The sequence below is a fragment of the Roseibium sp. ROS1 genome (assembly GCF_054658215.1).
In genome coordinates, this window is record NZ_BAAGIG010000001.1 from 795912 (window position 1) to 820218 (window position 24307).

The following is a 24307-nucleotide window of genomic DNA, read 5'->3' on the forward strand; positions in this document are numbered from 1 at the left end:
AAGGCAAGTCTCTCGGCCAGTATGGCGGCGAATTCCTGCCTGGAAAGTAAAGTTTTCCTATGCCGGGATACGCAGCCGTGCCCGCAATCCGCCCATTGGACTGTCTTCGAGATAGAGGTCGCCGCCATGGGCACGGGCAATATCACGGGCGATGGCAAGGCCGAGACCGCTACCGGTTTCATCCATGTTGCGGGCAAGATCCAGCCGATGGAAGGCCCTGAAGGCAATCTCGCGCTGGTCTTCGGGAATGCCCGGGCCGTCGTCGTCGACGGTGATGGTGATCCAGCCTCTGTCGACCCGGCCGAGTACTTCCACCCGGTTGCCGTATTTGCAGCCGTTGGTGACCAGGTTTGAAAGGCAGCGCTTCATCGACAGGCGCCGGATCTCGACTTCCGGGGAGCCTTCGAACCGGGTCCTTACATCGTGGCCCGAGATCTCCGCTTCTTCTTCGAGTTCCTCCAGAAGCAGCGACAGGTCGGTCTTCTGGATGTCCTCGTCGCCATCGCCGCTGGCAAAGGCCAGATAATCCTCGAGCATGTGGCTCATCTCGTCGACATCCTTGCGCATCGCCTCGCTTTCCGGCGAGCCGCCGAGGAACGCGAGCTGCAGTCTGAGACGCGTCAGAATGGTCCTGAGATCGTGGCTGACGCCTGCAAGCATGGTGGTACGCTGCTCGATCTGCCGTTCGATGCGCCGTCGCATGTCGATGAAGGCAAGGCTTGCCTGGCGAACTTCGCGTGCGCCGCTGGCCCGAAAGTTCTCCACCGGACGCCCTCTGCCGAAGGCCTCCGCCGCATTGGCAAGGCGCACGATCGGGCGGATCTGATTGCGCAGGAACAACAGGGCGATGATCACCAGAACCAGCGACGTGGAGAACATCCAGACCAGGAAGATGTGCGAGTTGGAGGCGTAGGTCTGGCTGCGCCTTGTGAAGACGCGCAGGATGGAATCCTTCAACTGGATGCGAATTTCGACGAAGCGGGACCTGCCGACCGTATCGATCCAGAACGGCTTGCCAATGCGCTGCCCGATCGCCTGGCTCAGTTCCTGGTCGATGACGTCGAAGAAAGGTTTGGGCGTGGGAGGCGGCAAGGGCTCAAGCGGTGTCACCGTCATGGACATGCCGAGCGCCCGCGAGGCGAGTTCCTCGATGTTGGCGTAGTCCGGATCCTGCGGATAGTTCTCCAGAACATAGACCACGGCCGCAATCTCGCGCACCACGGCTTCCGACATCCTACGCGAAACAAGCTGGTAGTGCCGCTCCATGAACACGAAGACGAGCACCGACTGCAGGATCACGATGGGGGCGACAATAATCAGGAAGGTCCGGGTGAACAGGCCCTTCGGCATGACCCGGTACATGAGCCTGGCGACCTGACGATAGACCGCCATCAGCGGTTTCAGGGGAACCGTCAGGGGAACGCGCCGGAAGAAGCTGTCGAGTCTCGCCATTTGTTTCCGGCTCAGTCGCACGCGAGCCTGTATCCGATGCCGCGCACCGTCTGCAGGTAGATCGGGTTTCCCGGATCCGTTTCGATCTTGCGGCGCAGCCGGTTGATCTGGACGTCGACCGTCCGCTCACCCAGGCCGCTATCATCACCGACGATCTTGTGGCGAGGAACGGTCGCGCCCGGTTGCTCGGCAAATATCGACAGGATCTGCTTTTCCCTGTCCGTCAGGCGCACCATGGCCTCGCCATTCTTGAGTTCACCCCGGGAAGAATTGAACGAAAACGGGCCGAAGCGGATCTCTTCGCTGACAATGACCGGCTGCTGGTTGCCACGACGCAGGATCGCGGCAATGCGCAGCATCAGTTCCCGCGGTTCGAACGGCTTGGAAAGGTAATCGTCGACACCGGCTTCCAGTCCGGCGATCCGGTCCGGGGCTTCGGAGCGCGCGGTGAGCATCAGGATCGGGACGGAAGAGTCCTGGCGTAGGGAAACGGCAAGTTCCAGACCGGTCTCACCCGGCATCATGACATCGAGGATGATCAGGTCGAACTCCAGCCCGGACAGGCACGTGCGGGCTTCGGCCGCATGGGCGGCGGCGGTCACACGATAGCCGTTCTCCTTGAGCAACCTGGACAGAAGGTCCCTGATGCGCTTGTCGTCGTCGACCAGGAGAATGTGGTTGGCGTTGTCGTCAGGCACCTGGGCATTCATGTCGGCTTTGTCGTCCTTTTGTGACCTCTGCCGGTCAATCCTTCAGATCGTAGAGACTGCGTATCAGCTGCAGGATCTGAGGCCGCGCTTCGGGATCGATCATTTGGAGCAGAAACCTGCGGATAATTTCGTCGCTGCCATCTGGCAATCCAATTAGGGCGCGTTCAAGGCGCTTTTGCTGCAGGCTGGTAAGGTCCACAGCAAGGGCGTGTCCGCGTTCGGTGGTATAGAGCAGTCTCTGCCGCCTGTCGTGATGGCCTTCGCGCTGCTCGATGATGCCGGCGTCCACCAGTTGCTTGAGCACCCGGCCAAGGCTCTGCTTCGTGATCCGGAGAATGCCGAGCAGGTCAGTGACCATGATCCCCGGATTGCGATCCACAAAATGCAGAACACGGTGGTGTGCGCGGCCGAACTCGTACTTGGCCAGTACGTCATCCGGGTCACCGGTGAAGTCGCGATATGCGAAAAAAAGAAGCTCGATAAGGTCGTAGGACAGCGCGTTGGCGCCATCCGTATCGTCCCCTTCGGGCTGCCTGGGCCGAACCCCGTCCGTATCCCGTCTGAGGGGCGGTTGGTCCGGTTTGAAATTTACGTCAGTCATATTGACTTAATTCTGGTCGATTGTTACTTCTATCCGGTCGCGAACGAAATGATCGGTCTTTTTGATGCATTTTCACGCATCAGATGATAAACGAATCCTATCATCGTCGCCGCGGCCATCAGGATACCGATAGTTGGCGTGCTGTGCAAAAAATACAGCGGTAAAAAAGGCGCAAGTCTTTGGCGTCATTTGCCTCTGTTAAAGAGAAAACAAAACAACGCTCATAGAGCGAGCGGGAGATGAAAAATGGCTGGAACGCCCTTTGATCAGCTCAGTGGTGATATCTGGTACGACGGCACTTTCGTGCCTTGGTCGGAAGCCAAACTGCATGTTCTCAGCCACGGACTGCACTACGGCAGCAGCGTGTTCGAAGGTGAGCGTGCTTATGGCGGCCGGATCTTCAAGTCCGAAGAGCATACGGAGCGCCTGCTTGCATCGGCGCGCATGCTCGGTTTCGAGATCCCGTACACTGCTGAACAGATCAACGCTGCCAAGGAAGAAACCCTGGCGCGCATGAACCTGACCGATGCCTATATCCGTCCCGTCGCCTGGCGCGGCAGCGAGATGATGGGTATTTCGGCTCAGCACAACACCATTCACCTGGCGATCGCCACCTGGGAATGGCCGAGCTATTTCAAGCCGGAAGAGCGCCTGAAGGGCATTCGCCTGGATATGGCCGAATATCGCCGTCCGGCGCCTGCAACGGCACCGTACAAGGCGAAGGCCGCCGGTCTCTACATGATCTGCACCATCTCCAAGCATGCCGCGGAAGCCAAGGGCTACACCGATGCGCTGATGCTGGACTGGCGCGGCCAGGTGGCCGAGGCGACCGGCGCCAACGTGTTCTTCGTCAAGGACGGCAAGATCCATACGCCGACGCCCGACTGCTTCCTGAACGGCATTACCCGCCAGACGGTGATCGGTCTGGCACGCGACCGCGGTATCGAGGTTGTCGAGCGCGTGATCATGCCGGAAGAGCTGCCGGAATTCGAACAGTGCTTCGTTACCGGAACGGCCGCTGAAGTGACGCCGGTTTCCGAGATTGCCGGAAATACCTATCAGGTCGGCGATATCATCAAGACCCTGATGCAGGACTATGATGCCGCTGTGCGTCCGCAAACTCCGGCCCTGCAGGCCGCAGCAGGCTGATAGAACTGCCGCACGGCAAGGACCAGAAAGGCGGGCATTGGCCCGCCTTTTATTTTGCGGTGATGTCGGAATGCGCAGTCAAAAGGAGCTTGCCGAGTAACTTGGCGCGTTCCACCGACCGGTCGCCATGAAGCGGCCAGGTCTGCGTCAGACCTTCCAGAAGAAGCGAGAGTTCGATTTCACAGCCCGCAAGTCCTGTTGCGCTGGCGGCGCGGTCGGCCACCTGTGTCTTGTGTTCCTTCAGGAGGTCAAACAGCTTCTCGTCATGGGGAGCAGATGCCACAGCGGCATGGAACAGGCAGCCCCTCGTGGTTTCGGTTTCCATCCAGCTGGCGACCCGGTCGAGGATTTCCCCAAGAGCTTGTTCCGGGTTGGCCGGCAAGTCGCCAAACACCAGTTTCAGGTAGCGCCGGTGCCGATGCTCCAGGGCCGCGTAGACCATGTCTTCCCGCGACGGCACGTATTTGTACAGGGTGCGAAGGCTTACGCCCGCCGCATCTCTCAAATCTCCCACGCTTGGTGAGGCAAAGCCGTTTTCGGCAAATGCCCGCTCAAGTCCCGAAGCAATCCTGGTCATGGTGTCGGTCATGCTTGACTATGTAGAATGATCGTTCTACACGTGGCAAGTAGAACGATCATTCTACCAAAGGAAAGCGTATGGCGATCCCCGAAAAGATGAGCGGTGTCGTGCTGACGGGGCACGGCGGACTTGAGAAGCTGGTCTGGCGGACAGACCTGCCGGTTCCCGTGCCCGGAAAGAACGAGGTTCTGATCCGTGTCGGTGCGTCGTCGGTCAACAATACCGATGTGAACACCCGAACGGGGTGGTACTCCAAGACCGTGCGTGGCGACACCGCCTCCGGCGCGGCTGACGGATATTTGGCCGACACCGGAGCGGATGGCAGTTGGTCCGGCAAGCCTTTGACCTTCCCGCATATTCAGGGCGCTGATTGTTGTGGTGAAATCGTTGCGGTTGGCGACGGAGTCCCGACGAGCCGGATTGGCGAACGGGTTCTGGTGCGGGCGCTTCAATCCGTCGAAGCAGATGGCCAGGAACCTGCAATCTGGACCTTCGGGTCAGAGAGCAACGGTGGATTTGCACAATACTCGACGGCAAGATCTCACGATGCGCTTGCGATAAACTCCCGTCTGAGCGACGTCGAACTGGCTTCGTTTCCCTGCGCCTTTTCCACGGCTGAAGGAATGATGCAGCGCGCTGGTGTCAAGGCTGAGCGTGTGCTGATCACAGGGGCGTCCGGCGGGGTCGGCTCTGCGGCGATCCAGCTTGCCAAGCGCCGGGGGGCGTATGTCACGGCGGTTACCAGCCGGGAAAAAGCAGCCGACTTGCGGCTTCTTGGAGCCGACGACACCCTGGATCGGGACGCTGTTCCGCCCGAACAGTCCTTTGACGTTGTGCTGGATCTTGTTGGCGGCCCTTCCTGGGGCAAGCTGATCGATGCGCTTTGCAACAGAGGGCGCTACGTCACATCGGGTGCGATAGCCGGGCCGATTGTCGAACTGGATCTTCGCACGCTCTACCTGCGTGATCTGACGCTTCTTGGAAGCACCTATCAGCCGGACAACGTCTTTCAGGACCTGGTGAGCTATATCGAAGCGGGCGAGATCCGGCCGGTGGTTGCTGAAACCTATCCCTTGCGCGAGCTGCGTGTCGCGCAGGAAAAGTTCCTGGAAAAAGCCTTCATCGGAAAAATCGCGATTGATGTCGGCGCGTGAGGCGCCGACATCAACATCTCATTCTCAGTCCTGGGACTGCTTGTCGTGCATGGCGTGGAACATGCGGCCACGCTCGGCGTAGAGAATGCAGCCGATGGCACAAAGTCCATAGACTGTGTAGGCGAGGCCAAGGGGTTGGGTCGTGCCATCAAAAAGCTGCCCCATGATGTACCCCAGGATCGCGCCGCCAAGCGTCGAAATGGTGCCGATAACGGAGGAAGCGGTTCCGGCGATGGCGCCGAGCGGTTCCATGGCCATGGCATTGAAATTAGCACCCAGGAAGCCGAAGCTGGTCATGATCAGCGTTGCCAGTATCATGAACGCCCAGAAGTTCTCCAAACCTAGAAACGCCAGAAGCCACACGATAAATCCGAGCGCGGTGTAGACGACTGCAGCTCCATGGGAGAGCCGACGCATGCCGATGGCTTCCACCAGCTGCGCGTTGGTGAAGGACGCACCGGCCATGGTGATGGCAATGGCAGCGAAGACGATCGGGAACAGCGTCCCAAGGCCGAAAATGTCGACAAAGATCTGCTGCGACATGGCCAGGAACGAGAACAGGCCGCCGAAAATGAATGCGGTGCCGACGGTGTAGCCAAGGCTCACGCGGGTGGTCAGAGCCGTCATATAGGCACTGACGATAGTGGAGACTTCCATCGGGCGGCGGTTTTCGACCGCCAGGGTTTCCGGCATCCTGAGGGCGGACCAGATCATCATCGCGACGCCGTAAATGAGCAGAAGCGCGAAGATCCAGTGCCAGCCGGCAATCAGGAGAACGGCCTGGCCGATGGAGGGCGCGACCACGGGAACGGCCATGAAGACCATCATCACCAGTGACATGACCTTGCCCATGCGCCTGCCGGTGTAGCAATCGCGCACGACGGAAAGCGCCGTGACGCGGGCAGCCGCACAGCCGATGCCCTGAAGGACGCGCGCGATCAAAAGCGTGTCGAGATCCATCGCGAAGATGGCGCCGATACTGGCAAGGCTGTAAAGCGCAAGGCCGCCGACCAGGATGCCGCGCCGCCCCAGTGCATCTGTTACCGGGCCGAAGAAGAGCTGCGCGCCGCCAAAACCCACCAGATAGGACAGGAGCACAAGCTGGCGGTTGTTCTCCTCAACGATGTTGAGTGCATCGCCAATCGCGGGCAGGGCCGGCAGCATGACGTCGATGGCCATGGCATTCAGCGCCATGATCATGGCGATGATGGCAACAAACTCGGCAAAGGGAATGCCTGGCTCGCGCAGAACTTCTGAAGAAGAGCCTGAAGCACCCTTTTCTGCGGCGGCTGTGCCGGAGGGTTCACTGTCGTGTTTCACGGGGTCGGACCAATTCAAATGGGTGGGCTGCCGGGGCAGCCGCAAAGCTTGAGAATGGGAAAGAAGCGGCAGAGCGGCCTTGAATCAATAGCAGACTATTCGCTTGTGCAGCTCAGGTCCAGCGTGCGGCGTCCGTGTCGTCTTCGGTTTTCGCTTCCACCCAGGCTCCGGTGCCGCCTTCCGCAGGGTGTTCCTTCTTCCAGAAGGGGGCGCGGGTCTTCAGGTAGTCCATCAGGAAGTCGGCAGCCTCGAACGCGGCCCGTCGGTGGGAAGAGGCAGCGATCACCAGAACGATGTTATGCCCTGGTGCAATCTTGCCGAAGCGGTGGATCACGGTAAGGCCCGTCAGCGGCCAGCGCTCTGCCGCTTCTCCGGCAATCCGGGTCAATTCGGCTTCGGCCATGCCAGGGTAGTGTTCCAGTTCCAGTGCCGCCAGGGTTCCGGCTTCATCCCGGCACAGACCTGTGAAGGTCACCAGCGCACCGACGTCCTTGCGTCCTTCTGTAAGACGAAGGCTTTCGGCCTGCAGGTCGAAGTCTTCTGCCTGGACGCGGACAAGCGGGGTTGTGGCCATCGTTCAGCCGCCTGTCATGGGCGGAAAGAAAGCAACTTCCCGGGCATCGCCAAGCGCAGCGTCGGTTTCCACATGCATCTGGTCAAGTGCGACGCGAATGGCGTCTTCTTCCTCGAACGCGGCGGCGTGATTGTCGTCGAGTGTCTTCAGATGCGAGATCAGATCAGCAACTGTCGCAACCGATGCCGGAACCTCGATGGTTTCCTCTTCGACGCCGACCCGTTCACGGACCCAGGCGAAATAGCGGATGTTCATGAAACCTCCAGGTGGTGTGCGGTCAGGGCCGGAATGAAGGCGCCTATTCCGTTATCAGATGGCCGATGCCGGCCCGGAAATAATCGTAACCCGTATATAGGGTAAGCAGGGCGGCGAGCCAAAGTGCCACGAGGCCTGTTTGCGTCGTATAGGCGAACACGGTGTCGCCCGCCGGGCCAGCAAGCAGAAAGGCGACAGCGATCAACTGGACGGTGGTCTTCCACTTGGCAAGCTTGGTAACGGGAACGCTGACCTGCAGTTCGGCCAGAAATTCGCGCAGTCCCGAGACCAGGATTTCCCGGCACAGGATGATGATTGCCGCGATCATGGTCCAGCCGTAGATGGTTCCGTCACCGGCCAGCATCAGCAGGCTGACGGACACCAGCAGCTTGTCGGCAATCGGGTCGAGCATGCGCCCGAGCGCGGACTGCTGTTGCCAGGCCCGCGCCAGGTAGCCATCGAAGAAATCGGTAATCGCTGCCAGAACGAACAGCGCAAGCGCAACCCAGCGGGCTGTGTTGCCTTCGAAATAAAAACAGACCGCAACCGCAGGAACCGCCAAAATGCGCCCATAGGTGAGGAGATTGGGCAGGCTCAGGACAATATTTCGTTTCATGTCGGCTTTCGGATTTCGGGCTGAACCCGGCGCTTTCGGCCCGGAATACGGGTTCCCGGCAGCGCCCTGACTATTCATTTCCGGTGAAGATCCGGTCCTTGCTCAATCGAATATGCTATCGCCAACCTGGTCAATCATCAATTTGGCCTTGCGGATCATCTCGTTGGCCGCAGCTTCCTCGTCCGGCAGCGTGTCTGCACGAATGAAGGTATGCACCTTGGTTGTCTCGCCAACCTGCTTTTCAATCCGGCCGCTGACCTGCCATTGGCCGTTCGACAACTGGGGCTGAGCGACGATCAGGTAACCTTCATAGTCCACCGTCGTTGCCTTCGAGGCGCCTTTGTTGCCGTCTCCGGAAGAGCCGAAAAGGGATTTGAACATCTTGCCGAGCATCTGAGGCCTCAATCCGTTTCATTTGCCCCCTTTTACGAGGGGCGGGGAAGGGCTTCAAGGGGAGAGGCCGGAGAAGCTTGCGGGAATTTGCATTCTTCAGCGCAAGGTGATGGCGCAGAGGCGTCTCGTCCGGCCTGCTCACGTGTTCGGCGATTTGAGGTTCCTGCGTTGTCTGGCTTGAATACCTAGCGATCGAGCACGACGAAACCCTGACGTTCGAAGGCTTCGCGCGCGTCGGGGCCCTGGAGATAGGCTAGAAACTCTTCTTCCGCAGGTGAGTCCCGATTGGCCAGATCCGCCACCGGATACACAATCGGCGGATGGCTTTCTGCCGGAAAGGTTCCAACGACAGTCACATTGTCCTCTGCAACGGCGTCCGTGGCATAGACAATGCCGTAGGGCGCTTCACCCGTTGCCACCAGCGCAAGCGCGGAACGAACATTGTCCGACTGCGCTACACGAGGTTCCGCATCGTCCCACAGCCCGAGGCTTTGCAGGGCTGCCTTGCCGTAAATGCCTGCGGGCACCGCATCGACCAAAGCCATGGCAAGACGGTTGTTGCCCAGGATTTCGGGGAGGTTCAGATCCGCCGAAATATCGAGCGGCTTTGCTTCACGGCCATGTGCAATCAGGACGAGGGAATTGTTCAACAGGTCGAACCGGGTGCCAGCCTCCAGCAGCCCGTCCTTTTCCAGAACATCCATCCAGTCCGGATTCGCCGAGATGAAAATGTCCGCCGGTGCTCCCTGCTGGATCTGCCGCGCCAGCGCCGAAGAGCCCGCAAGTGATATCACCAGATCATGTCCGGTGGCTGCTTCGAAACGCTGTTCGATCTCTTCCAGGGCGTCCGCCAGGCTTGCTGCGGCAAAAACAGTGACTTCCCCTGCTGCCGCAGTAGTTGGCTGAGCCGCAAGGCCTGCAAGAAAGGCCGCACCAGCCAGAGAGCGCAAGCAGGCGAAGACACTGGAATTGGACATGCAGCTGGTTCCTCAAAATTGCGATATGTTTCTTCGGGAATATCGCAGGCGAAGTTGCCAAAAGGCAAGCGTTATATTTCTTCGGGAATATCGCTCAGCAGGGTTTTCAGCTTTTCAATGTGCGGGTCTCCGGCGGCACGGGCCTTCAGTTCAATCGCGCGATACTCCTCGAGAACGGCGAGGCCGGTCTCGGTAATCTGCGCCCCACCGCCTTTTGCGCCGCCGCGGCTGCGTTCCACGAGGGGAGAGCGGAACATGGCATTGAGTGTTTCCACTAGTTGCCAGGCCCGCTTGTAGCTCATGCCCATCTCACGGCCCGCGGCCGCTATCGATCCGGTGCGCTGAATGCGTTCCAGCAACTCGGCCTTGCCGGGGCCCATCATTTCGTCCGGGCCGAACACGAGGCGGATGCGGAACCGGGGACTGCTGTCTTCGTCTCTCATGCGCCGATATTGACCTTGCCGGCCACGCCTGGACAAGGCGCAAATTTCGGTTCCGCGGGTTTGTCCAAGTGTGCCGGCGAGGTCGTCGCCGACGGATTGGCTCAGCGTACGGTAGACCCGGGCAATTCCGGACCGGTGCGCAGGTACCGCGCACCGGCTCGTTTGGTCTATTCAGCAGCCTCTTCCATTGGGCTCTGCCGCGCTGTGGCAAGCTCGCTTGCATCTTCCCAGCCGGGGGCATCGTCGAAAGCGATAACGGGGCGCTGTTTCTTCCGGTTGAGCAACAGTCTGGTGGCGTCCCGCTTGGCATAATGACCCGCCGGATCGGCAGCTGCCTTGGCGAAGGCGATCATGCCGAGGTCGATGTCCGCAAAGACGAGGCCTTCTTCGTCCTGAGCGATCTGAGTGCCGATTTCCTGTCCGTCCGGGGCGTAGATGCGGGTATAGCCGCCGCCGAGCGGGCATAGTGCTTCCTTTTCCGGATCGCCCTGGCAGAGCTCGTCCTGGATGTCCCTGGTGACCAGCGAGCAGGGTGCAAGCACGAAACAACCGCCTTCAACCGCGTAGATCATCGACGCCGCGTTATTGACTTCGTGGCCAAGGGCGTAGGCCGTGCCCTTGTAGAGGTGGAGATTGGGCCAGGCGGCACAATGGATCTGCTCGTTCTGGGCATACATGGCGTATTTTGACAGCGGCTGCAGGTGTTCCCAGCAGGCCAACTGGCCAATGCGGCCGAGGGAGGTTTCGACCACCGCAAGATCAGAGCCGTCGCCTTCGCCATAGACCGTGCGTTCCACATGGGTGGGTTTCAGCTTGCGCCGGCGGTTCACGACCGTGCCGGTCTCATCGAAATGCCATTGCGCGATGTAGAGCGAGCCGCCGTCCCGTTCCGAACAGCCCATGGAGAGCTGGATGTTGTTTTTCCGGCAGGCGTCGGAAAGGCGCTTTTCGTGGTCCGACCCGGCGACGATGGAGTTTTCGAAATAGCGTCCCGCAAACTGCATCTGCCAGGCGACGGGGCCGAGCCAGATGTAGTTTGGATAACCGGGCAGCCAGGTTTCGCTGAAGGCGACCAGTCTGGCTCCGGCTGATGCAGCTTCCTCGATCAGGCGGACGGCCTTGTCGATGCCGGCATCAAGATCGAGAAAACAGGGGGCAGCCTGGACGGCTGCGACTTTGAATTGCTTGGTCATGTGATGTCCTCCTAGGCCTCCCAGCCTGCCGGAGTGACGAAGAGATTACTTTTGTCCCTGAGCCAAAAAACTTGCGTTTTTGGGCAGACTGCCGAAAATCGACCAGTCGAACACGGAAACGGATATGAGCGGCCAGGCCTCATACAGCACAGTGGACATCGCCCCGCGCGATCGCTTCGCCTATTGGCGGGAAGCAGTCTGTGACTCTTATGTCCAGCTGGGCTGTGAAGCGGGCGAGGGCCCCGGTTTCGTCGGCAGTCTGGATATCGAGCGCCATTCGGCCCTGTCCGTTTCCAGAGTGTCCGGGACAGCCCACAGGGTGGTGCGGCGTCCCAGCGACATCCGGTCGGCGTCGGAAGCCGATTTCCTCGTCAGCCTGCAGACCGCAAACTCCTCGCGTCTGACCCAATTCGGAAAAACATCGGTGCTGCGTCCCGGCGACATGGTGGTCTATGACAGCACCCAGCCCTATTGTCTGGATCTGACTGAACCCTTCTCGCAAACGGTCCTGCAGTTTTCGAAGGCAAGTCTGCTCTCCCGACTGCCATTTGCCGAGACGCTCGGCGGAACCTGGATCGACGGGCAAAGCGACATCGGCCGTCTTGTGCGGGAGAGCATCCTGGCGTTTTCAGCTCACCTGAACAGCGGTTCTCCGGTGTTTGCCTCAACACTTCAGGAAACACTTCTGGACCTTGTGGCGACCGGGCTGGCGGGCAGCCGCAAGAGCGAGCTGGCGCTTTCGTCGTTCGATCGTCAGATCCTGCTCAGGGCACGCAGCTGCATTGCGCGCCGCATTCACGATCCGGAGTTGGACCGGAACCAGGTGGCGTCGGCCACCGGACTGTCGGTACGGCGTCTCAACGCGATCTTCCAGTGCGAAGGGTCTTCGATTGCAGGCGAAATCCGGCAGAAACGACTGGAGGTCGTTGCAGCGGCACTGCATGACTCGAGATTTGCAGCGATGTCGATCAGTGAAATCGCGATGCGCTGCGGGTACAACAATCTGCAGCATTTCTCGACACTGTTTCGCAAGGCTTTTGGCCGTTCGCCCCGGCAGTACCGGGGCGAGGAAGAGTAATCGCGGTAAAGTGTCCCGCGAAGGTGAAATCAGGAAGAGGCCTTGGCTGACTTAAGCTCGTCGCGGATTTCGATCAGGACGTCGATTTCCGACGGGCCGGTCTTGACCTCAGGCTCGACGTTGTCCGGCTTTTCAGCCATGGACTTGATCCGGTTGACCGACTTCACAAGCATGAAGACGACAAACGCGATGATCATGAAGTTGATGCAGGACGTCAGAAAGGCGCCATAGGCGAAAACGGCGGCCCCGCTCTCACGAGCGGCGGCAAGACCAGTGCCGGCAGGAACCTCCCCGGACAGAACGACATACATCGAGGTGAAGTCGATGCCGCCGATGATGAGCCCGATAATCGGGTTGATCAGGTCATTGACCAGGCTGGTGACGATGGCGGTGAAAGCTGCGCCGATGATGATGCCGACGGCAAGGTCCATGACGTTGCCCTTGGCGATAAAGTCGCGAAATTCCTTGATCATATGCATACCCCAAAAGTCTTCGGATCGCTGACCAGAGTGCGCGCGGTAGCACCTTCAACGAATTGGGCTGCGGCGGGGCTTCTTGTCAGAAAAACCGATAATCCTGCTCTGGGGGGCTTTGTCCATCACAAAGTGAGGGCACCGCGACCAGTCCGAGGTGCGGTTCTGAAAGGTTCCGAACGGAAAGTGGCGATCAGCCCAGCTTCCGCTCGCTCCAGTGACGGCGGCAGAGGGAGACATACTTGTCATTGCCACCAATAACGACCTGGTCGCCTTCCTCGACGATCTTGCCGTCCGCATCCAAGCGGGCAACCATGGTTGCCTTGCGTCCGCACCAGCAGATGGTCTTGATTTCCTTCAGATTATCCGCAAGCGCCAGCAAGGCGGCGCTGCCGGGGAAGAGCTTTCCCTGGAAATCCGTTCTGAGGCCGAAGCACATCACCGGAATGCGCAGCGTGTCGGCCACCCGGGCGAGCTGCCAGACCTGGTCTTCCGTCAGAAACTGGGCTTCATCGACGAAGACCGCGTCGACCTTTTTCGCTTCGTCGGCGCGCAGTATGTGATCAAAGACGTTGTCAGCCGAGTTGAAGACATCGGCATCCGCTCCCAACCCGATACGCGATGCGATCCGGCCCTTGCCGCCCCGGTCGTCGAACGCGGCGATCAGGAGCAGCGTGTTCATCCCGCGCTCCTCGTAGTTATAGGCGGCCTGCAACAGCACAGTCGACTTGCCGGCGTTCATCGAGGAGTAGTTGAAATAGAGTTTGGCCATGCGGAACTTTGGGAATCGGTCTTGAAGTTGCGGGCAGTTTTCAGGAAACCACCCGGAGCCTCAAACACTTTCCGGTTGAAGTCACAGCCAATGACTCAATTTTCAGGTGCCGGGCGCAGGTTGCCGAAGTCAGTTTCTCGGCGTCTGGGCGATCTCCACGATCAGCGGCAAATGATCGGAACCGATATCGGGCCCAAGGGAAACGTCGACGATCTGGATGTCCCTGGAGACGGCAAACTGGTCGACAGGCGCACCGAGGATCCAGTGCAGGCTGTAGTCGAAGAAGAAGCGCGTCGTCTGCGGCCATCCGTCCGGATAGGCCGTCTTCAGCCCGTTTCGTGTCAGTGTCTGCTGGAACCGGGCAGACCAGGGTGAACTGTTCCAGTCGCCGATCGCCAGAATGTTGCTGCCGTTGTCGGCCTTCAAGGTATCGATGACGTTATCGGCCTCGTCGAAATAGCGGCGCTTGTTGTCCCAGCGGATCTTCGAACGTGGGCTGTCCGGATGAATGACCAGGAGATGCAGCGGCGCCGAGCCGGTGTCGACGGAGAGCGACAGCAGTTCTCTGTCGCCATCGTAATAGACATTGGCTCCGGGAGGGACATCGCCAGAGATGACACGGGTTTCTTCCGACGTCAGCGGAAAGCGGGAATAGACCGCCAGGCCCCCCAGGTCTCCGACCTTCAGGTATTCGGGAAATCCGTTCTCGCCGGCACCGCCGGTCGGCAGCCCCAAGCGTTGCCAGCGGCGTTCCTGAAGCCACCACAGCACTTCCTGAAACACCACGACATCAGGCTGCTCCTTTTCCAGAAAGGCCTGCAAGACCTTGTCGCCCAGAAACAGGTGTTCAAGGTTGATGGAGACGATCTTGAGCGGACGATCTCCCGGTGCCGCGGGACCAAGGGGCTTGGTGTTGGCAAGCGTGCGAGCTCCGGTGAACCCGGCCAGGCTGAGAAAGGCGATCACGGCCACGAACCAGGTCAACCGGTACATCAGACGAAGCCGGTGCCGAACGAGGAAACCGGCCGCACCGCCAAGACACCCTGCCAGGCCTGCGGCCAGAAACTGTCGCAGGAAGAAGCTCATGTTGTCCGCAAGCCAGACGTCCGGCGCCAGAAAGGCAAGCAGGCCGAGCACACTGACTGCAATGGCACCAAGGCTGCCACACCAGCCGATCAGGGATAATACGCTATGGATCAGGGAACGCGGTTTAGCCTGGGGCTTTCGAAACATGGCAGCCTGGGTCCGATTTCATGAGAAGGCGGCTGTGCTTAGCACGGACTGCGCGGAAGGTGCGACCTGTTTTGCCGCAAAGTCAGTTCGCCTTTGCCTCGAGCGCTGCCAGCAGCGGCTGAATATGCGCTTGATAAGCCTTCCAGCGCCCGACGGACGAGCCATAGACAGGTCGGCGTGCCTGCTCGCGGCTGAAGGTGAAGATCTGGGTGGTCTCGTCAGGGGGCTTCAGACAATCGTCGTCCCAGTCCAGGCCGGTATGGGCGAGCAGGGCCCGACTTTCCGTCTCATTGTCGCTGACAAGGCTTTCATAGGACTGATGCCTCAAGGCAACCGGCAGAACTTCTGACCAGTGGGCCATCAGATCACGGTAGAGATTGAAATAGCGGCCGAGTGAAGCCTGGCTCTCATTGTAGGAATGATGCGGCGGTAGCGGCGTCATGTAGATCGAAAGACAGGTGTCTTCCGCGCTCCGCGTCACATGCACGAAACTGGCGTTGGGAAAAAGAAGGGCGAGAAGCCAGAGGTTTTCGTAATTGTGAGGCATCTTGTCGATTACACGGTGCGCTCTCTTGTCGATATCCTCCAGATGGGAGAGATAGCGGCGGCCAATGCGCTGAGCGTCCTGCCGTGTCATCTGACGGGCAGTCTCAAAGAGTTGCGGGCCGTGTGTCCGGCCGGACGCCAGACCTTGAATCCGATCGGGGATGAACTGAAGCTCACCCGCGGCCCGTGCGGCGGGGTGCCGGCCGATGATCCGCTCGACCAGGGTCGTGCCGGAGCGAGGCATGCCGAAAACGAAAACCGGCCTGTCACTTGAAAGCGCCCAGTCTTTCCGTTGTTCGAAAAACTTCCGGTCAAAGACGCCCTTGCAACTTTCCACGAAGGCTTTCTGGACGCCCGGATCGTGGGCGGGGTAAAGGCCCGTCCGGAATCCGTCGAAAAAGGAAAATGCCTTGCCGGTGTCGCCTGCAGCGTCGCAGATCTTGCCTGCGGCGAACGCAAGACGGGTGACTTCGGCGGTTGCGGCGCCTTGTGGCAGGTTCGCAAGATGCCGTTCAATTCCGTCAAGGACACTCGCCTTGAGAGTTTCGTCCTGAGCTTCGGCAGCCGCGGTCAGGATTGCGGGGTCGGAAGGGGCCTCTGTGAAAGCGATGCGAATATGGTTTTCAGCAAGGTCCCGATTGCCGAGCGTCATTTCCAGTTCGAAGAGGCCCAGATGAGCACGTGGCGACTGCGGATCGGCCTTCAGAGCCTGCTCGAAGGCCTGCCGGGCAAGTCCGGAGCGCCGGAGATCGGCGTAGACTTCACCGAGGACGCGTTGCGCGTATTCAGACCTCGGGGCGAGTGACGCCCCCTTTCGCGCATGAGGCAGTGCGTCTTCGCTGCGCCTCTCGATGTTGAGCGCGCTTGCGAGTGTGGTGTGAACCACTGCTTCCTTTTTCGCGCCTTTTGCGGCCTCTTCCAGATGCGGGATCGCCTGCGCGGTCCGGCCGAAGGAGAGGCAGGCGATGCCCAGGCCATACCGTGCACGAGCATTGCGCGGATCGTTCTGGAGCACTGCCTCCAGAAGCGCCTGAGCGCGGTCGAATTGTCCTGCTTGAAGAAGAGCAAAAGCTTGTTCGGTCGGATCTGGGTGCATCTTTGTCCGGTGGTCTGCACCGCACAAGCGGCTGGTCTCGCGAACACACCCGTTTCCAAAAGAGGCGCGGAAGACGCGCCGGGTGCCGGTTTGTCGCTACAGCTTGTGATAAACCGGCCTGAAGATGCAACCCTCCGGTGTCAGGTTTCGATCCCTGCAAGTCCTTCGAGCAGCGGGCCAATGTGATCCCGGTACTTTTCGAAACGGTTCACAGCCCCAGTATGAATGGGTTGCCTGACCTGGGCCATGGAGAAGGTGAAGACCTGCGCCTCATTGCTTTCGTGATGGCGGCAGGCATCGTCCCATGCCAACCCGGCGTGACTAATCAGTGCGGGGCGCTCCGTATCCGGATCGCTCACAAGGGTCTCGTAGGACTGATTGCGGATCTCAACCGGCAACACCGTGCTCCAGTGCGCCATCAGCTTTCTGTACTGGCCATAATAATGGGCGAGCGATTGCTGGCTTTCACAGTACCCGTGCTCGCCGGGCAGGGGCGTCATGTAGATGGAGACGCAGGTATCGGCCGGGTTGCGGCTGACATGGCAGAAATGTGCATTGGGGAACAGGAGGGCGATCAGCCAGAGGTGCTCGAAATTCTGCGGCATCTTGTCGATCACGCGGGCACTTTTCTTGCTGAAACCGTCGAGCAGGGTCAGGTACTTGCGGCCGATGCGCTGGGCGCTCTTGCGGTCGAGGGCCAGGGCGGCGTCGAAGAAGGCGTTGTCACCGGTGTGGCCGTCCGTCAGGCCATCAATCTGTTCGTCAAAGAAACTCAATTCACCTGCGGCGGTCGCCTTGGGATGAGCGGACAGGATGGCCTCGACCAGCGAGGTGCCTGATCGCGGCATGCCGAAGACAAAGACGGGTCTGTCGCTGGTGAGGGCAAAATCCTTGCGGTCTTCGAAAAACTGTTTCGAGAAGACTTCCCGGCAGGTTTTGACATGGCGTTCCTGCCGGTCGGCATCATAGTGGCCGTAAAGGTCGTTTCGATGCTGCCCGAGATAGTGAAAGGCCTTGGGTGGGTCGCCGGTGTCGTCGCAGATCTTGCCGGCTGTGAAGGCAAGCCTTGCCCGCTCGACCTTCGCCATCGGCCGGTCCTCATCGTTCAGCAGGGTCTCGATCTTTTCCAGCGCCTCTTTCTTCAGTGAAAGGTCGGAGAGGTCCCTTGCACTGATGAGAACCGAGGGTTCCTCGGGAGCCAGTTCCAGTGCGCGCCGGAAATGGGTTTCGGCTTCGTCCATCTTGCCGAGCGAGACTTTCAGCCGCGAGAGCGCCAGATGCGCGATCGCCGATGCTTCGTTGATGGCAAGTGCGTTTTGAAATGCATGTTCGGCCATGACGGGCCGCCGCAGCCTTGCGTAGATCTCGCCCAGGGTGCGGTGGGCGAATTCGGACTTGGCGTCAAGGGCGACTGCCTTGCGCGCATATGGCAGGGCCTCCTCGAAACGGTTGTCGAGGGTGAGGGCATCCGCAAGTGTAGCGAAGATGACGGCTTCCTTCTTCGCGACCTTCGCGGCAGCTTGTAGATGTTCGATTGCCCGGGATGCGTGACCGTGGGTCAGATAGATGACACCAAGCCAGTGATTGACCTGCGGATCGCGCGGATTGGCTGCATTGAGATCGGTCAGGATCTCCAGCGCCATGCCGTAATCCTTTGCGTCGATGCACCGAAGCGCGGCTTCCAACGGGTTTGACACTCTCAGAATTCCTTGGCTTTGGCAAAATCATTGGCCGGGAGAAACCGCCGGCAGGACGTCCTATTCATGAAAATGGTCATAGACCATTTTGGCAATCGCCTCGGAAATGCCGGGCACGGCGGCCAGGTCGTCGACCCCTGCCTTGGAGACGGCCTTGGCCGTGCCGAAGTGGCGCAGCAGGGCCTTCTTCCGCGTCGGACCAACACCCGCGATCTCATCCAGCGGGTTCCTGGTGATGTCCTTCTTGCGGCGGGCCCGGTGGCTGCCGATGGCAAAGCGGTGCGCTTCGTCGCGCAGGCGCTGGACGAAATAGAGGACGGGGTCGCGCTCGGGCAGCATGAAGGACTGCCGGCCGGGGATGAAGAATTTCTCCCGTCCGGCATCCCGGTCGGGTCCCTTGGCGATGCCGACGAGCGGGACATCGGTAATGCCGAGGCTTTCCAGAGTCTCGCGGGCCGCGGTCAGCTGGCCCTGGCCGCCGTCGATGAGCACCAGTTCCGGCCAGGCCGGTACGCCGGTATCGGCAGGCGCCGTTTCCAGTTCGCCCTCATCGGTATCCTGGAAGGCTGGGTCGACCGCCTCCGGTTTGCTGTCTTCGCGGGCGTGTTCCTTCAACAAACGGGAGAAGCGCCGCGTCAGCACTTCGCGCATCATGCCGTAGTCGTCGCCGGGGACGAGATCTTCCGACTTGATGTTGAACTTGCGGTACTGACCCTTGGCGAAGCCTTCCAGGCCGGCAACGATCATGCCGCCCACCGCATTGGTGCCCATGATGTGGGAGTTGTCGTAGACCTCGATCCGGCGCGGCGGTTGGGGCAGGTCGAAAGCTTCCGCGACGCCTTTCAGCAAACGGGCCTGGCTGGAGGTTTCCGCAAGTCTGCGGCCGAGCGCTTCGCGTGCGTTGGTCAGCGCGTGGTCGACCAGTTCCTTCTTTTCTCCGCGTTTGGGGCAGGCGACGTCGACCTTTCGGCCTGTGCGTTCGGAGAGCGCCTGCGCGAGAAGGTCCTGTTCGCTCAATTCGTGGGAGAGCAGGATCTGACGTGGAGCGGGTTTGTCGTCATAGAACTGCGCCAGGAAGCTTTCCAGAATATCGGCTTCCTCGAAGGACTTGTCGGCCTTGGGGAAGTAGGCCCGGTTACCCCAGTTCTGTCCGGTGCGGAAAAAGAACACCTGCACGCAGGTCTGGCCGCCTTCCTGGTGGATGGCGAAAACGTCGGCTTCCTCGACCGACTGCGGATTGATGCCCTGATGCGCCTGAATGTGCGACAATGCCGACAGGCGGTCGCGGTAGATGGCGGCGCGCTCGAACTCCAGATCGGCGGACGCGGCTTCCATCTGCTTTGCAAGCTGAGTTTTGATCAACTGGCTGCGGCCGGAAAGGAAAGCCTTGGCCTCCGACACCAGGCCGGCGTAATCCGCCGGATCGATTTCCCCGGTGCAGGGGCCTGCACAGCGCTTGATCTGATACTGCAGGCAGGGCCGGGAGCGGTTTTCGTAATAGCTGTCCGAACAGGTCCGGATCAGAAAGGCTTTCTGGAGCGCATTGATGGTGCGGTCGACCGCGCCTGCCGAGGCAAAGGGGCCGAAGTACTCGCCCTTGCGCTTGCGGGCACCGCGATGCTTGACGATCGCGGGGGATTCATGATCGCCGGTCACCAGGATATAGGGAAAGGACTTGTCGTCGCGCAGCAGCACGTTGAACCGTGGCCGCAGGCGCTTGATCAGGTTGGCTTCCAGAAGCAGGGCTTCCGGCTCTGTCTGGGTGACGACGAATTCCATCGACGCCGTCGCCAGGATCATGCGCATGATCCGGTTGGACTGGCCCTGCAGGCGCGTGTAGCTGGTGACCCGTTTCTTGAGGCTGCGGGCCTTGCCGACGTAGAGAACCTCGCCGTTTTCGTCCAGCATCCGGTAGACGCCCGGCCCGTTGGGCAGGCGCTTGACCTCGTCGGCAATGACCTCGACGCCCTTGCGTGCGGGGGCATTGCCGGTCTCCGGCGCGGATTCGGCGCTTTTTTCAGAATCAGTATCGTCCTGCATGCCAGACATTTAAGCCGCACAAGGCAATAGGGAAAGAGGCGGGTGCGGCCAAGCGGTGCTCTGCTGCCAACTGGCGGCAAAAAAGAGCCTTCAGGAGGTGTGACCCAGCACATAGACGGTGGCGATATAGGCGCAATAGGCCGCCGTCATGACAGCGCCGGATATACGGCCGAGACAGATGCGCATTCCAGCCAGGATTGTCAGCAGGATCGCACAGGCCAGCATCACCCAGATATCCAGCTTGAGGACTTCCTGCGGCACGTCGATCGGCACGATGACGGCGGTGATGCCGATGATGGCGAGCAGATTGAAGACGTTGGAGCCGATGACGTTGCCAATGGCGACGGCACCATGCTGGCGAATGGCGGCCATGACCGTTGTGGCAAGTTCCGGCAAGGAGGTGCCGAGGGCGATGACGGTCAGGCCGATGACGGCTTCGCTGACGCCCCAGGAGGTTGCGATCGACGTTGCTCCGCTGATGGTGAAATGCGCACCGAGCGGCAGGCCGACCAGGCCGAGAAGAATATAGGCAAGCGCGATCCAGACGGAATCGGGAACATCCTCAACCTCGTCCAGGCCATCATCGTCTTCCATCGGGATATCTGCAGCGGCGGCGCCCGCGGATGCCGCGGCGATGGCTTTCTGCTCTTTCCTGTGCTTCTGCGCCATCATGGTGGAGGCTGCAAGGAAGACACCGAGCAGTGCCAGAAGAATGAGGCCGGCGGTCAGGCCGATGGGCGTGAAGAAACAGAGCGCCATGAAAACAATGGTGACTGCGACCATGAACAGCGCGTTGCGCGTTGCGCCGGTTTCACCACACGGGGTTGCCGCAATCAGCGCGGGCATGCCCAGAACCAGAAGCACGTTGGCGATGTTGGAACCGACCACATTGCCGATGGCGATGCCGCCGGCGCCTTCCAGCGCGGCTTTCAGGGAAATGACCAGTTCGGGAGCAGAGGTGCCGAAGGCGACGATGGTCAGACCGATGACCAGATTGGGAATGCCCAGACGCTGCGCAATACCGACCGAACCCCTGACCAAGACATCGCCTGCGATAATCAGAACAACAAGTCCGCCTGCGAGGCTGATGTAGTCAAAGAGCATTTACGAATTTCCGGTTCGGGTCAGTTTCAATCTTCGAAGGCGGCTTCAATGTGGCAGCGCCAAAGTTCAACTTGGCGCCTTATACGCAATAGATCGGTGAGGGGAAAGCCGCGGACAAGGATCTTTCTACCGGCCAAATGGGGTTCCTGAATGCAAATTGCAATTGTCTTTACGGGTCTTTCATCCTGTCAGAATGTTGCCTCCATTTGTCATCAAAACTCCCCATTCTCAATCCTGATCCGCCACAAACGATCTCCATATCTTGTCATTGGGGGAGAGTGAGGACGCGGCTTTATACCCGTCCAACTCGCAACTGGCCGGCAATTTCCGGCCAACGCACTAATGGATAAAGTGGATCTGGAGTACTCAAATGAAACGTCTTGCACTTGCTGGCATGGCCCTGACAGCCGCGACGGTCGCATCGGCGCCTGTCCTGGCTGCGGATTTGCCGCAGTCGCCGGCACCGGCCTATGAGGCGGTTCCGGCTCCGCAACAGAGCATCGATTGGACCGGCCTTTATGTCGGTGGCAATCTCGGATGGGCTTTCGGCCAGTTCGACAACAAGGCCGGCAACAACACCGGGCTTGGAGTGGATGCGAACGGCATCGCCGGCGGTCTTTACACCGGTTACAATTTCCAGGTGACGCCGAACATCGTGGTCGGCGCGGAAGCGGACTTCAGCCTGACCGACCTGGAAAAGTCCAAGTCCAACGGTGGCCTGACCCTCCGGTCCAAGTCTGACTGGAACTCCAACTTCCGTGGCCGTGTCGGTTACGCCTTCGACCGTTACATGGTCTATGGTGCCGGCGGTCTGGCGATTGCCGACCTGGAAGTTTCCGGCAATGGCGACACGGACAGCAAGACCGCCCTGGGCTGGACCCTTGGCGCAGGTGGCGAAGCAGCCATCACCAACAACATCAGCGCCAAGCTGGAATACGTCTACCAGGATTTTGGCGAACAGGATTTCAACCTGAACGGAACCGGCGTGAGCTCGGATTTCAACAATTCGCAGGTTCGCATGGGTATTGGCTACAAGTTCTAAGCCAGCCTCCCGGCCGATACGGAAAACCCGGTGCCGCAAGGTGCCGGGTTTTTTCTTGTCTGCTTTCCGGGTGTCTTCGGCCGGCTGCGGCAAAGAGAAGCGGCTGACGGGCGAACAGGCGGCCGGCGTATACAAGACGATACAAGTCGTTACAAGCTTTTCAGAATTTCGCCCCAGTACCGTGTTACTTAAGGGACCTGACGTTAAGTGCCGGTGCCCGGGTGACTTCCTTACACCCCGCTAGTCCGGCCCTTCAGGTGGAGAGGCGAATGCGGTTTCTGATGCGCGGACTTGTCGGTCTGGCATTGATGGCGATCATGATCGGGTTTGCCGGTTTTGGCGGCTACCGTCTGTATACTGCCATGACGGCAGAAGAGACCGCGCAGCGACGTCCTGCCCGCGAACGCAGCTATTCGGTCAATGTCGCGGAGCTGACATCGCAAACGGTCGCGCCTGTCACGACAGCCTACGGTCAGGTGGAAAGCTGGCGGACGCTGGAGCTCAGGGCCAGCTCGGAAGGCAGGCTCGTCGAGGTTGCCTCCAAGTTTCGCGACGGTGCCGCCGTCGCGAAAGGCGAACTCCTGCTGAGGATCGATCCGGCCAATGCGGAATTCCAGGCGCTGGACGCGGAAGCGGCCCTTGCCGATGCCGAGGCCCAGAAGGCGGAAGCCGCGGAAGCCATTGTCGGTGCCGAGCAGGAACTGGAAGCAGCCCGGCGCCAGCTGGACTTGCGCAAGCAGGCGCTGGAGCGCCAGCAGCAGCTGAGGGACAAGGGTTATTCCACGGCCGTACAGGTCGAGACCGAAGAACTGGCCGTCGCTTCCCTAGAACAATCGCTCAGCAATCGCCTGCAATCGGTCATCACTGCACGCAAGCGCATCGAGCGGATGGATCTGACGGTCAAGCGAGCCCGGCTCGCTCTGGACGATGCCAGGCGTACCCTGGAGGAAGTCACTCTGACGGCCCCCTTCACCGGCTACCTGTCTGAGGTCAACGCCACGCTGGGCCGCCGCGTCAGCTCTTCGGAGACGCTGGCCCTGTTGATCGATCCGGCGGCGCTGGAAGTTCGTTTCTCGCTGTCGACCGACGAATTTTCCCGGCTGCTGGATACCAGCGGAAGTCTGGTGAAGGCACCCATCACTGCAGTCCTGCAGCTGGGAGGCCGGTCCATCGAGGTTCCAGGTACCATCGACAGGGCCGCGGCCGTTGTCTCTGAAGGCGAAGCGGGGCGGACGCTGTTTGCGACGCTGGATCTGGAGCCGGGTACGGTGCTGCGGCCGGGCGACTTCGTGAAGGTGAATGTGCTTGAACCGGAGCTGACCCGTGTCGCGAAGGTGCCTTCGGCGGCGCTCACGGAAGACGGCCGCATGCTGATCGTTGGCGAAGGGGATCGGATCGAGGAAATCAAGGCGACGATCCTGCGCCGGATGGGCAATGAAGTCATCGTGGCCAATGTCCCCTTTGGCGCTGATTACGTGCGTGAGCGCTTGCCGCAGCTTGGCACCGGTCTGAAGGTTACTCCCCGGCGCAACACCGGGGGGCAGGATGACTCGCAACCTGACGAGCCAGCGACGGCGCAGGCGCTGGAGGCGGGCGAAGTGCGTCTCTCCGGCGACCTGGTGGCGCTGGAACCTGAACGACGGGCGGCGCTGATCGATCAGTTGAACAGGTCCGACATGCCGGAAAACCGCAAGGCCAGGCTGCTTGCCCTTCTGAACAAGCCGATGGTGCCGAAAGAGCTGATCGAACGGCTGGAGCATGGCGGCGGCAACAGCGGCTGAACACCGCTGTAAACCCTGTCACATCCGA

The 24307-nt window shown here is 60.2% G+C and carries 24 protein-coding genes; 5 read left to right on the forward strand and 19 right to left on the reverse strand.

The features are described from left to right. Positions 1 to 57: 57 nt before the first annotated feature. From ACYQ6M_RS03500 to ACYQ6M_RS03510, 3 genes are read right to left on the reverse strand one after another with little or no spacing between them, the layout of a single operon-like run. Positions 58 to 1452 carry an ATP-binding protein gene (locus ACYQ6M_RS03500; RefSeq protein ID WP_075282507.1) on the reverse strand — a complete coding sequence of 465 codons (1395 nt, stop codon included), beginning with the start codon at positions 1450 to 1452 and terminating at the stop codon, positions 58 to 60. 11 nt (positions 1453 to 1463) lie between these two features. After that, positions 1464 to 2162 carry a response regulator gene (locus tag ACYQ6M_RS03505; protein WP_022998074.1) on the reverse strand — a complete coding sequence of 233 codons (699 nt, stop codon included), beginning with the start codon at positions 2160 to 2162 and terminating at the stop codon, positions 1464 to 1466. 34 nt (positions 2163 to 2196) lie between these two features. Beyond that, a complete protein-coding gene (locus ACYQ6M_RS03510; protein WP_205838367.1) occupies positions 2197 to 2763 on the reverse strand; it encodes a MarR family winged helix-turn-helix transcriptional regulator in 567 nt (188 codons plus the stop codon). Between the two features lie 246 nt (positions 2764 to 3009). Here ACYQ6M_RS03510 and ACYQ6M_RS03515 point away from each other — a divergent pair, with 246 nt between their 5' ends. Next, positions 3010 to 3912: a branched-chain amino acid aminotransferase gene (locus ACYQ6M_RS03515; RefSeq protein WP_168684844.1), complete on the forward strand. Its 903-nt coding sequence runs from the start codon at positions 3010 to 3012 to the stop codon at positions 3910 to 3912. Between the two features lie 49 nt (positions 3913 to 3961). On the opposite strand, the gene ACYQ6M_RS03520 is transcribed toward ACYQ6M_RS03515, so the two are convergent. Next, complete coding sequence (locus ACYQ6M_RS03520) at positions 3962 to 4489, reverse strand: TetR/AcrR family transcriptional regulator (protein ID WP_286202427.1); 528 nt, start codon at positions 4487 to 4489, stop codon at positions 3962 to 3964. 80 nt (positions 4490 to 4569) lie between these two features. Here ACYQ6M_RS03520 and ACYQ6M_RS03525 point away from each other — a divergent pair, with 80 nt between their 5' ends. After that, positions 4570 to 5646 carry an alcohol dehydrogenase family protein gene (locus tag ACYQ6M_RS03525; protein ID WP_460072153.1) on the forward strand — a complete coding sequence of 359 codons (1077 nt, stop codon included), beginning with the start codon at positions 4570 to 4572 and terminating at the stop codon, positions 5644 to 5646. A gap of 24 nt (positions 5647 to 5670) precedes the next feature. On the opposite strand, the gene ACYQ6M_RS03530 is transcribed toward ACYQ6M_RS03525, so the two are convergent. The 8 genes from ACYQ6M_RS03530 to ACYQ6M_RS03565 all read right to left on the reverse strand — a co-directional run bounded on the left by ACYQ6M_RS03530 (position 5671) and on the right by ACYQ6M_RS03565 (position 11417). Then, on the reverse strand, positions 5671 to 6894 hold the full coding sequence (locus ACYQ6M_RS03530; RefSeq protein ID WP_228866656.1) for a multidrug effflux MFS transporter: 1224 nt from the start codon (positions 6892 to 6894) through the stop codon (positions 5671 to 5673). A gap of 184 nt (positions 6895 to 7078) precedes the next feature. Beyond that, positions 7079 to 7540: a molybdenum cofactor biosynthesis protein MoaE gene (locus ACYQ6M_RS03535; protein ID WP_022998067.1), complete on the reverse strand. Its 462-nt coding sequence runs from the start codon at positions 7538 to 7540 to the stop codon at positions 7079 to 7081. A 3-nt stretch (positions 7541 to 7543) separates the two neighbouring features. Next, positions 7544 to 7795 carry a molybdopterin converting factor subunit 1 gene (gene moaD / locus ACYQ6M_RS03540; RefSeq protein ID WP_022998066.1) on the reverse strand — a complete coding sequence of 84 codons (252 nt, stop codon included), beginning with the start codon at positions 7793 to 7795 and terminating at the stop codon, positions 7544 to 7546. Positions 7796 to 7838: 43 nt separating this feature from the next. After that, the gene (pgsA, locus tag ACYQ6M_RS03545; protein WP_022998065.1) at positions 7839 to 8411 is read right to left on the reverse strand and encodes a CDP-diacylglycerol--glycerol-3-phosphate 3-phosphatidyltransferase; all 573 of its coding nucleotides are present in this window, start codon (positions 8409 to 8411) and stop codon (positions 7839 to 7841) included. Between the two features lie 102 nt (positions 8412 to 8513). After that, entirely contained in the window at positions 8514 to 8804 is a 291-nt protein-coding gene (locus tag ACYQ6M_RS03550) for an HlyU family transcriptional regulator (RefSeq protein WP_460072156.1), read from the reverse strand. Between the two features lie 185 nt (positions 8805 to 8989). After that, positions 8990 to 9781: a molybdate ABC transporter substrate-binding protein gene (modA, locus tag ACYQ6M_RS03555; protein ID WP_460072158.1), complete on the reverse strand. Its 792-nt coding sequence runs from the start codon at positions 9779 to 9781 to the stop codon at positions 8990 to 8992. A 71-nt stretch (positions 9782 to 9852) separates the two neighbouring features. Further along, complete coding sequence (locus ACYQ6M_RS03560) at positions 9853 to 10224, reverse strand: winged helix-turn-helix domain-containing protein (RefSeq protein WP_460072160.1); 372 nt, start codon at positions 10222 to 10224, stop codon at positions 9853 to 9855. Between the two features lie 167 nt (positions 10225 to 10391). Beyond that, entirely contained in the window at positions 10392 to 11417 is a 1026-nt protein-coding gene (locus ACYQ6M_RS03565; RefSeq protein ID WP_460072162.1) for a carbon-nitrogen hydrolase family protein, read from the reverse strand. A gap of 124 nt (positions 11418 to 11541) precedes the next feature. Here ACYQ6M_RS03565 and ACYQ6M_RS03570 point away from each other — a divergent pair, with 124 nt between their 5' ends. Next, the gene (locus ACYQ6M_RS03570) at positions 11542 to 12495 is read left to right on the forward strand and encodes an AraC-like ligand-binding domain-containing protein (RefSeq protein WP_460072165.1); all 954 of its coding nucleotides are present in this window, start codon (positions 11542 to 11544) and stop codon (positions 12493 to 12495) included. A 29-nt stretch (positions 12496 to 12524) separates the two neighbouring features. Here the strand turns inward: ACYQ6M_RS03570 and mscL are convergent, their stop codons facing one another. From mscL to ACYQ6M_RS03605, 7 genes are all read right to left on the reverse strand, one after another. Next, positions 12525 to 12968 carry a large conductance mechanosensitive channel protein MscL gene (mscL, locus tag ACYQ6M_RS03575; protein WP_152505791.1) on the reverse strand — a complete coding sequence of 148 codons (444 nt, stop codon included), beginning with the start codon at positions 12966 to 12968 and terminating at the stop codon, positions 12525 to 12527. 193 nt (positions 12969 to 13161) lie between these two features. Beyond that, on the reverse strand, positions 13162 to 13740 hold the full coding sequence (locus ACYQ6M_RS03580; protein WP_022998058.1) for a thymidine kinase: 579 nt from the start codon (positions 13738 to 13740) through the stop codon (positions 13162 to 13164). 129 nt (positions 13741 to 13869) lie between these two features. Continuing rightward, positions 13870 to 14973: an endonuclease/exonuclease/phosphatase family protein gene (locus ACYQ6M_RS03585; protein WP_460072167.1), complete on the reverse strand. Its 1104-nt coding sequence runs from the start codon at positions 14971 to 14973 to the stop codon at positions 13870 to 13872. An 82-nt stretch (positions 14974 to 15055) separates the two neighbouring features. After that, complete coding sequence (locus ACYQ6M_RS03590) at positions 15056 to 16615, reverse strand: tetratricopeptide repeat-containing sulfotransferase family protein (protein ID WP_460072169.1); 1560 nt, start codon at positions 16613 to 16615, stop codon at positions 15056 to 15058. A gap of 140 nt (positions 16616 to 16755) precedes the next feature. Continuing rightward, entirely contained in the window at positions 16756 to 18312 is a 1557-nt protein-coding gene (locus tag ACYQ6M_RS03595; RefSeq protein WP_460072171.1) for a tetratricopeptide repeat-containing sulfotransferase family protein, read from the reverse strand. A 60-nt stretch (positions 18313 to 18372) separates the two neighbouring features. Continuing rightward, positions 18373 to 20352: an excinuclease ABC subunit UvrC gene (gene uvrC / locus ACYQ6M_RS03600; protein ID WP_460073186.1), complete on the reverse strand. Its 1980-nt coding sequence runs from the start codon at positions 20350 to 20352 to the stop codon at positions 18373 to 18375. A 90-nt stretch (positions 20353 to 20442) separates the two neighbouring features. Next, entirely contained in the window at positions 20443 to 21456 is a 1014-nt protein-coding gene (locus tag ACYQ6M_RS03605; RefSeq protein WP_022998053.1) for a calcium/sodium antiporter, read from the reverse strand. A gap of 370 nt (positions 21457 to 21826) precedes the next feature. On the opposite strand from ACYQ6M_RS03605, the gene ACYQ6M_RS03610 reads away from it, so the two are divergent. Both ACYQ6M_RS03610 and ACYQ6M_RS03615 read left to right on the forward strand, forming a co-directional pair. After that, positions 21827 to 22498, forward strand: coding sequence for an outer membrane protein (locus ACYQ6M_RS03610; protein ID WP_055655843.1), 672 nt, complete (start codon positions 21827 to 21829; stop codon positions 22496 to 22498). 269 nt (positions 22499 to 22767) lie between these two features. Further along, entirely contained in the window at positions 22768 to 24279 is a 1512-nt protein-coding gene (locus ACYQ6M_RS03615) for an efflux RND transporter periplasmic adaptor subunit (protein ID WP_460072174.1), read from the forward strand. Positions 24280 to 24307: the final 28 nt, after the last annotated feature.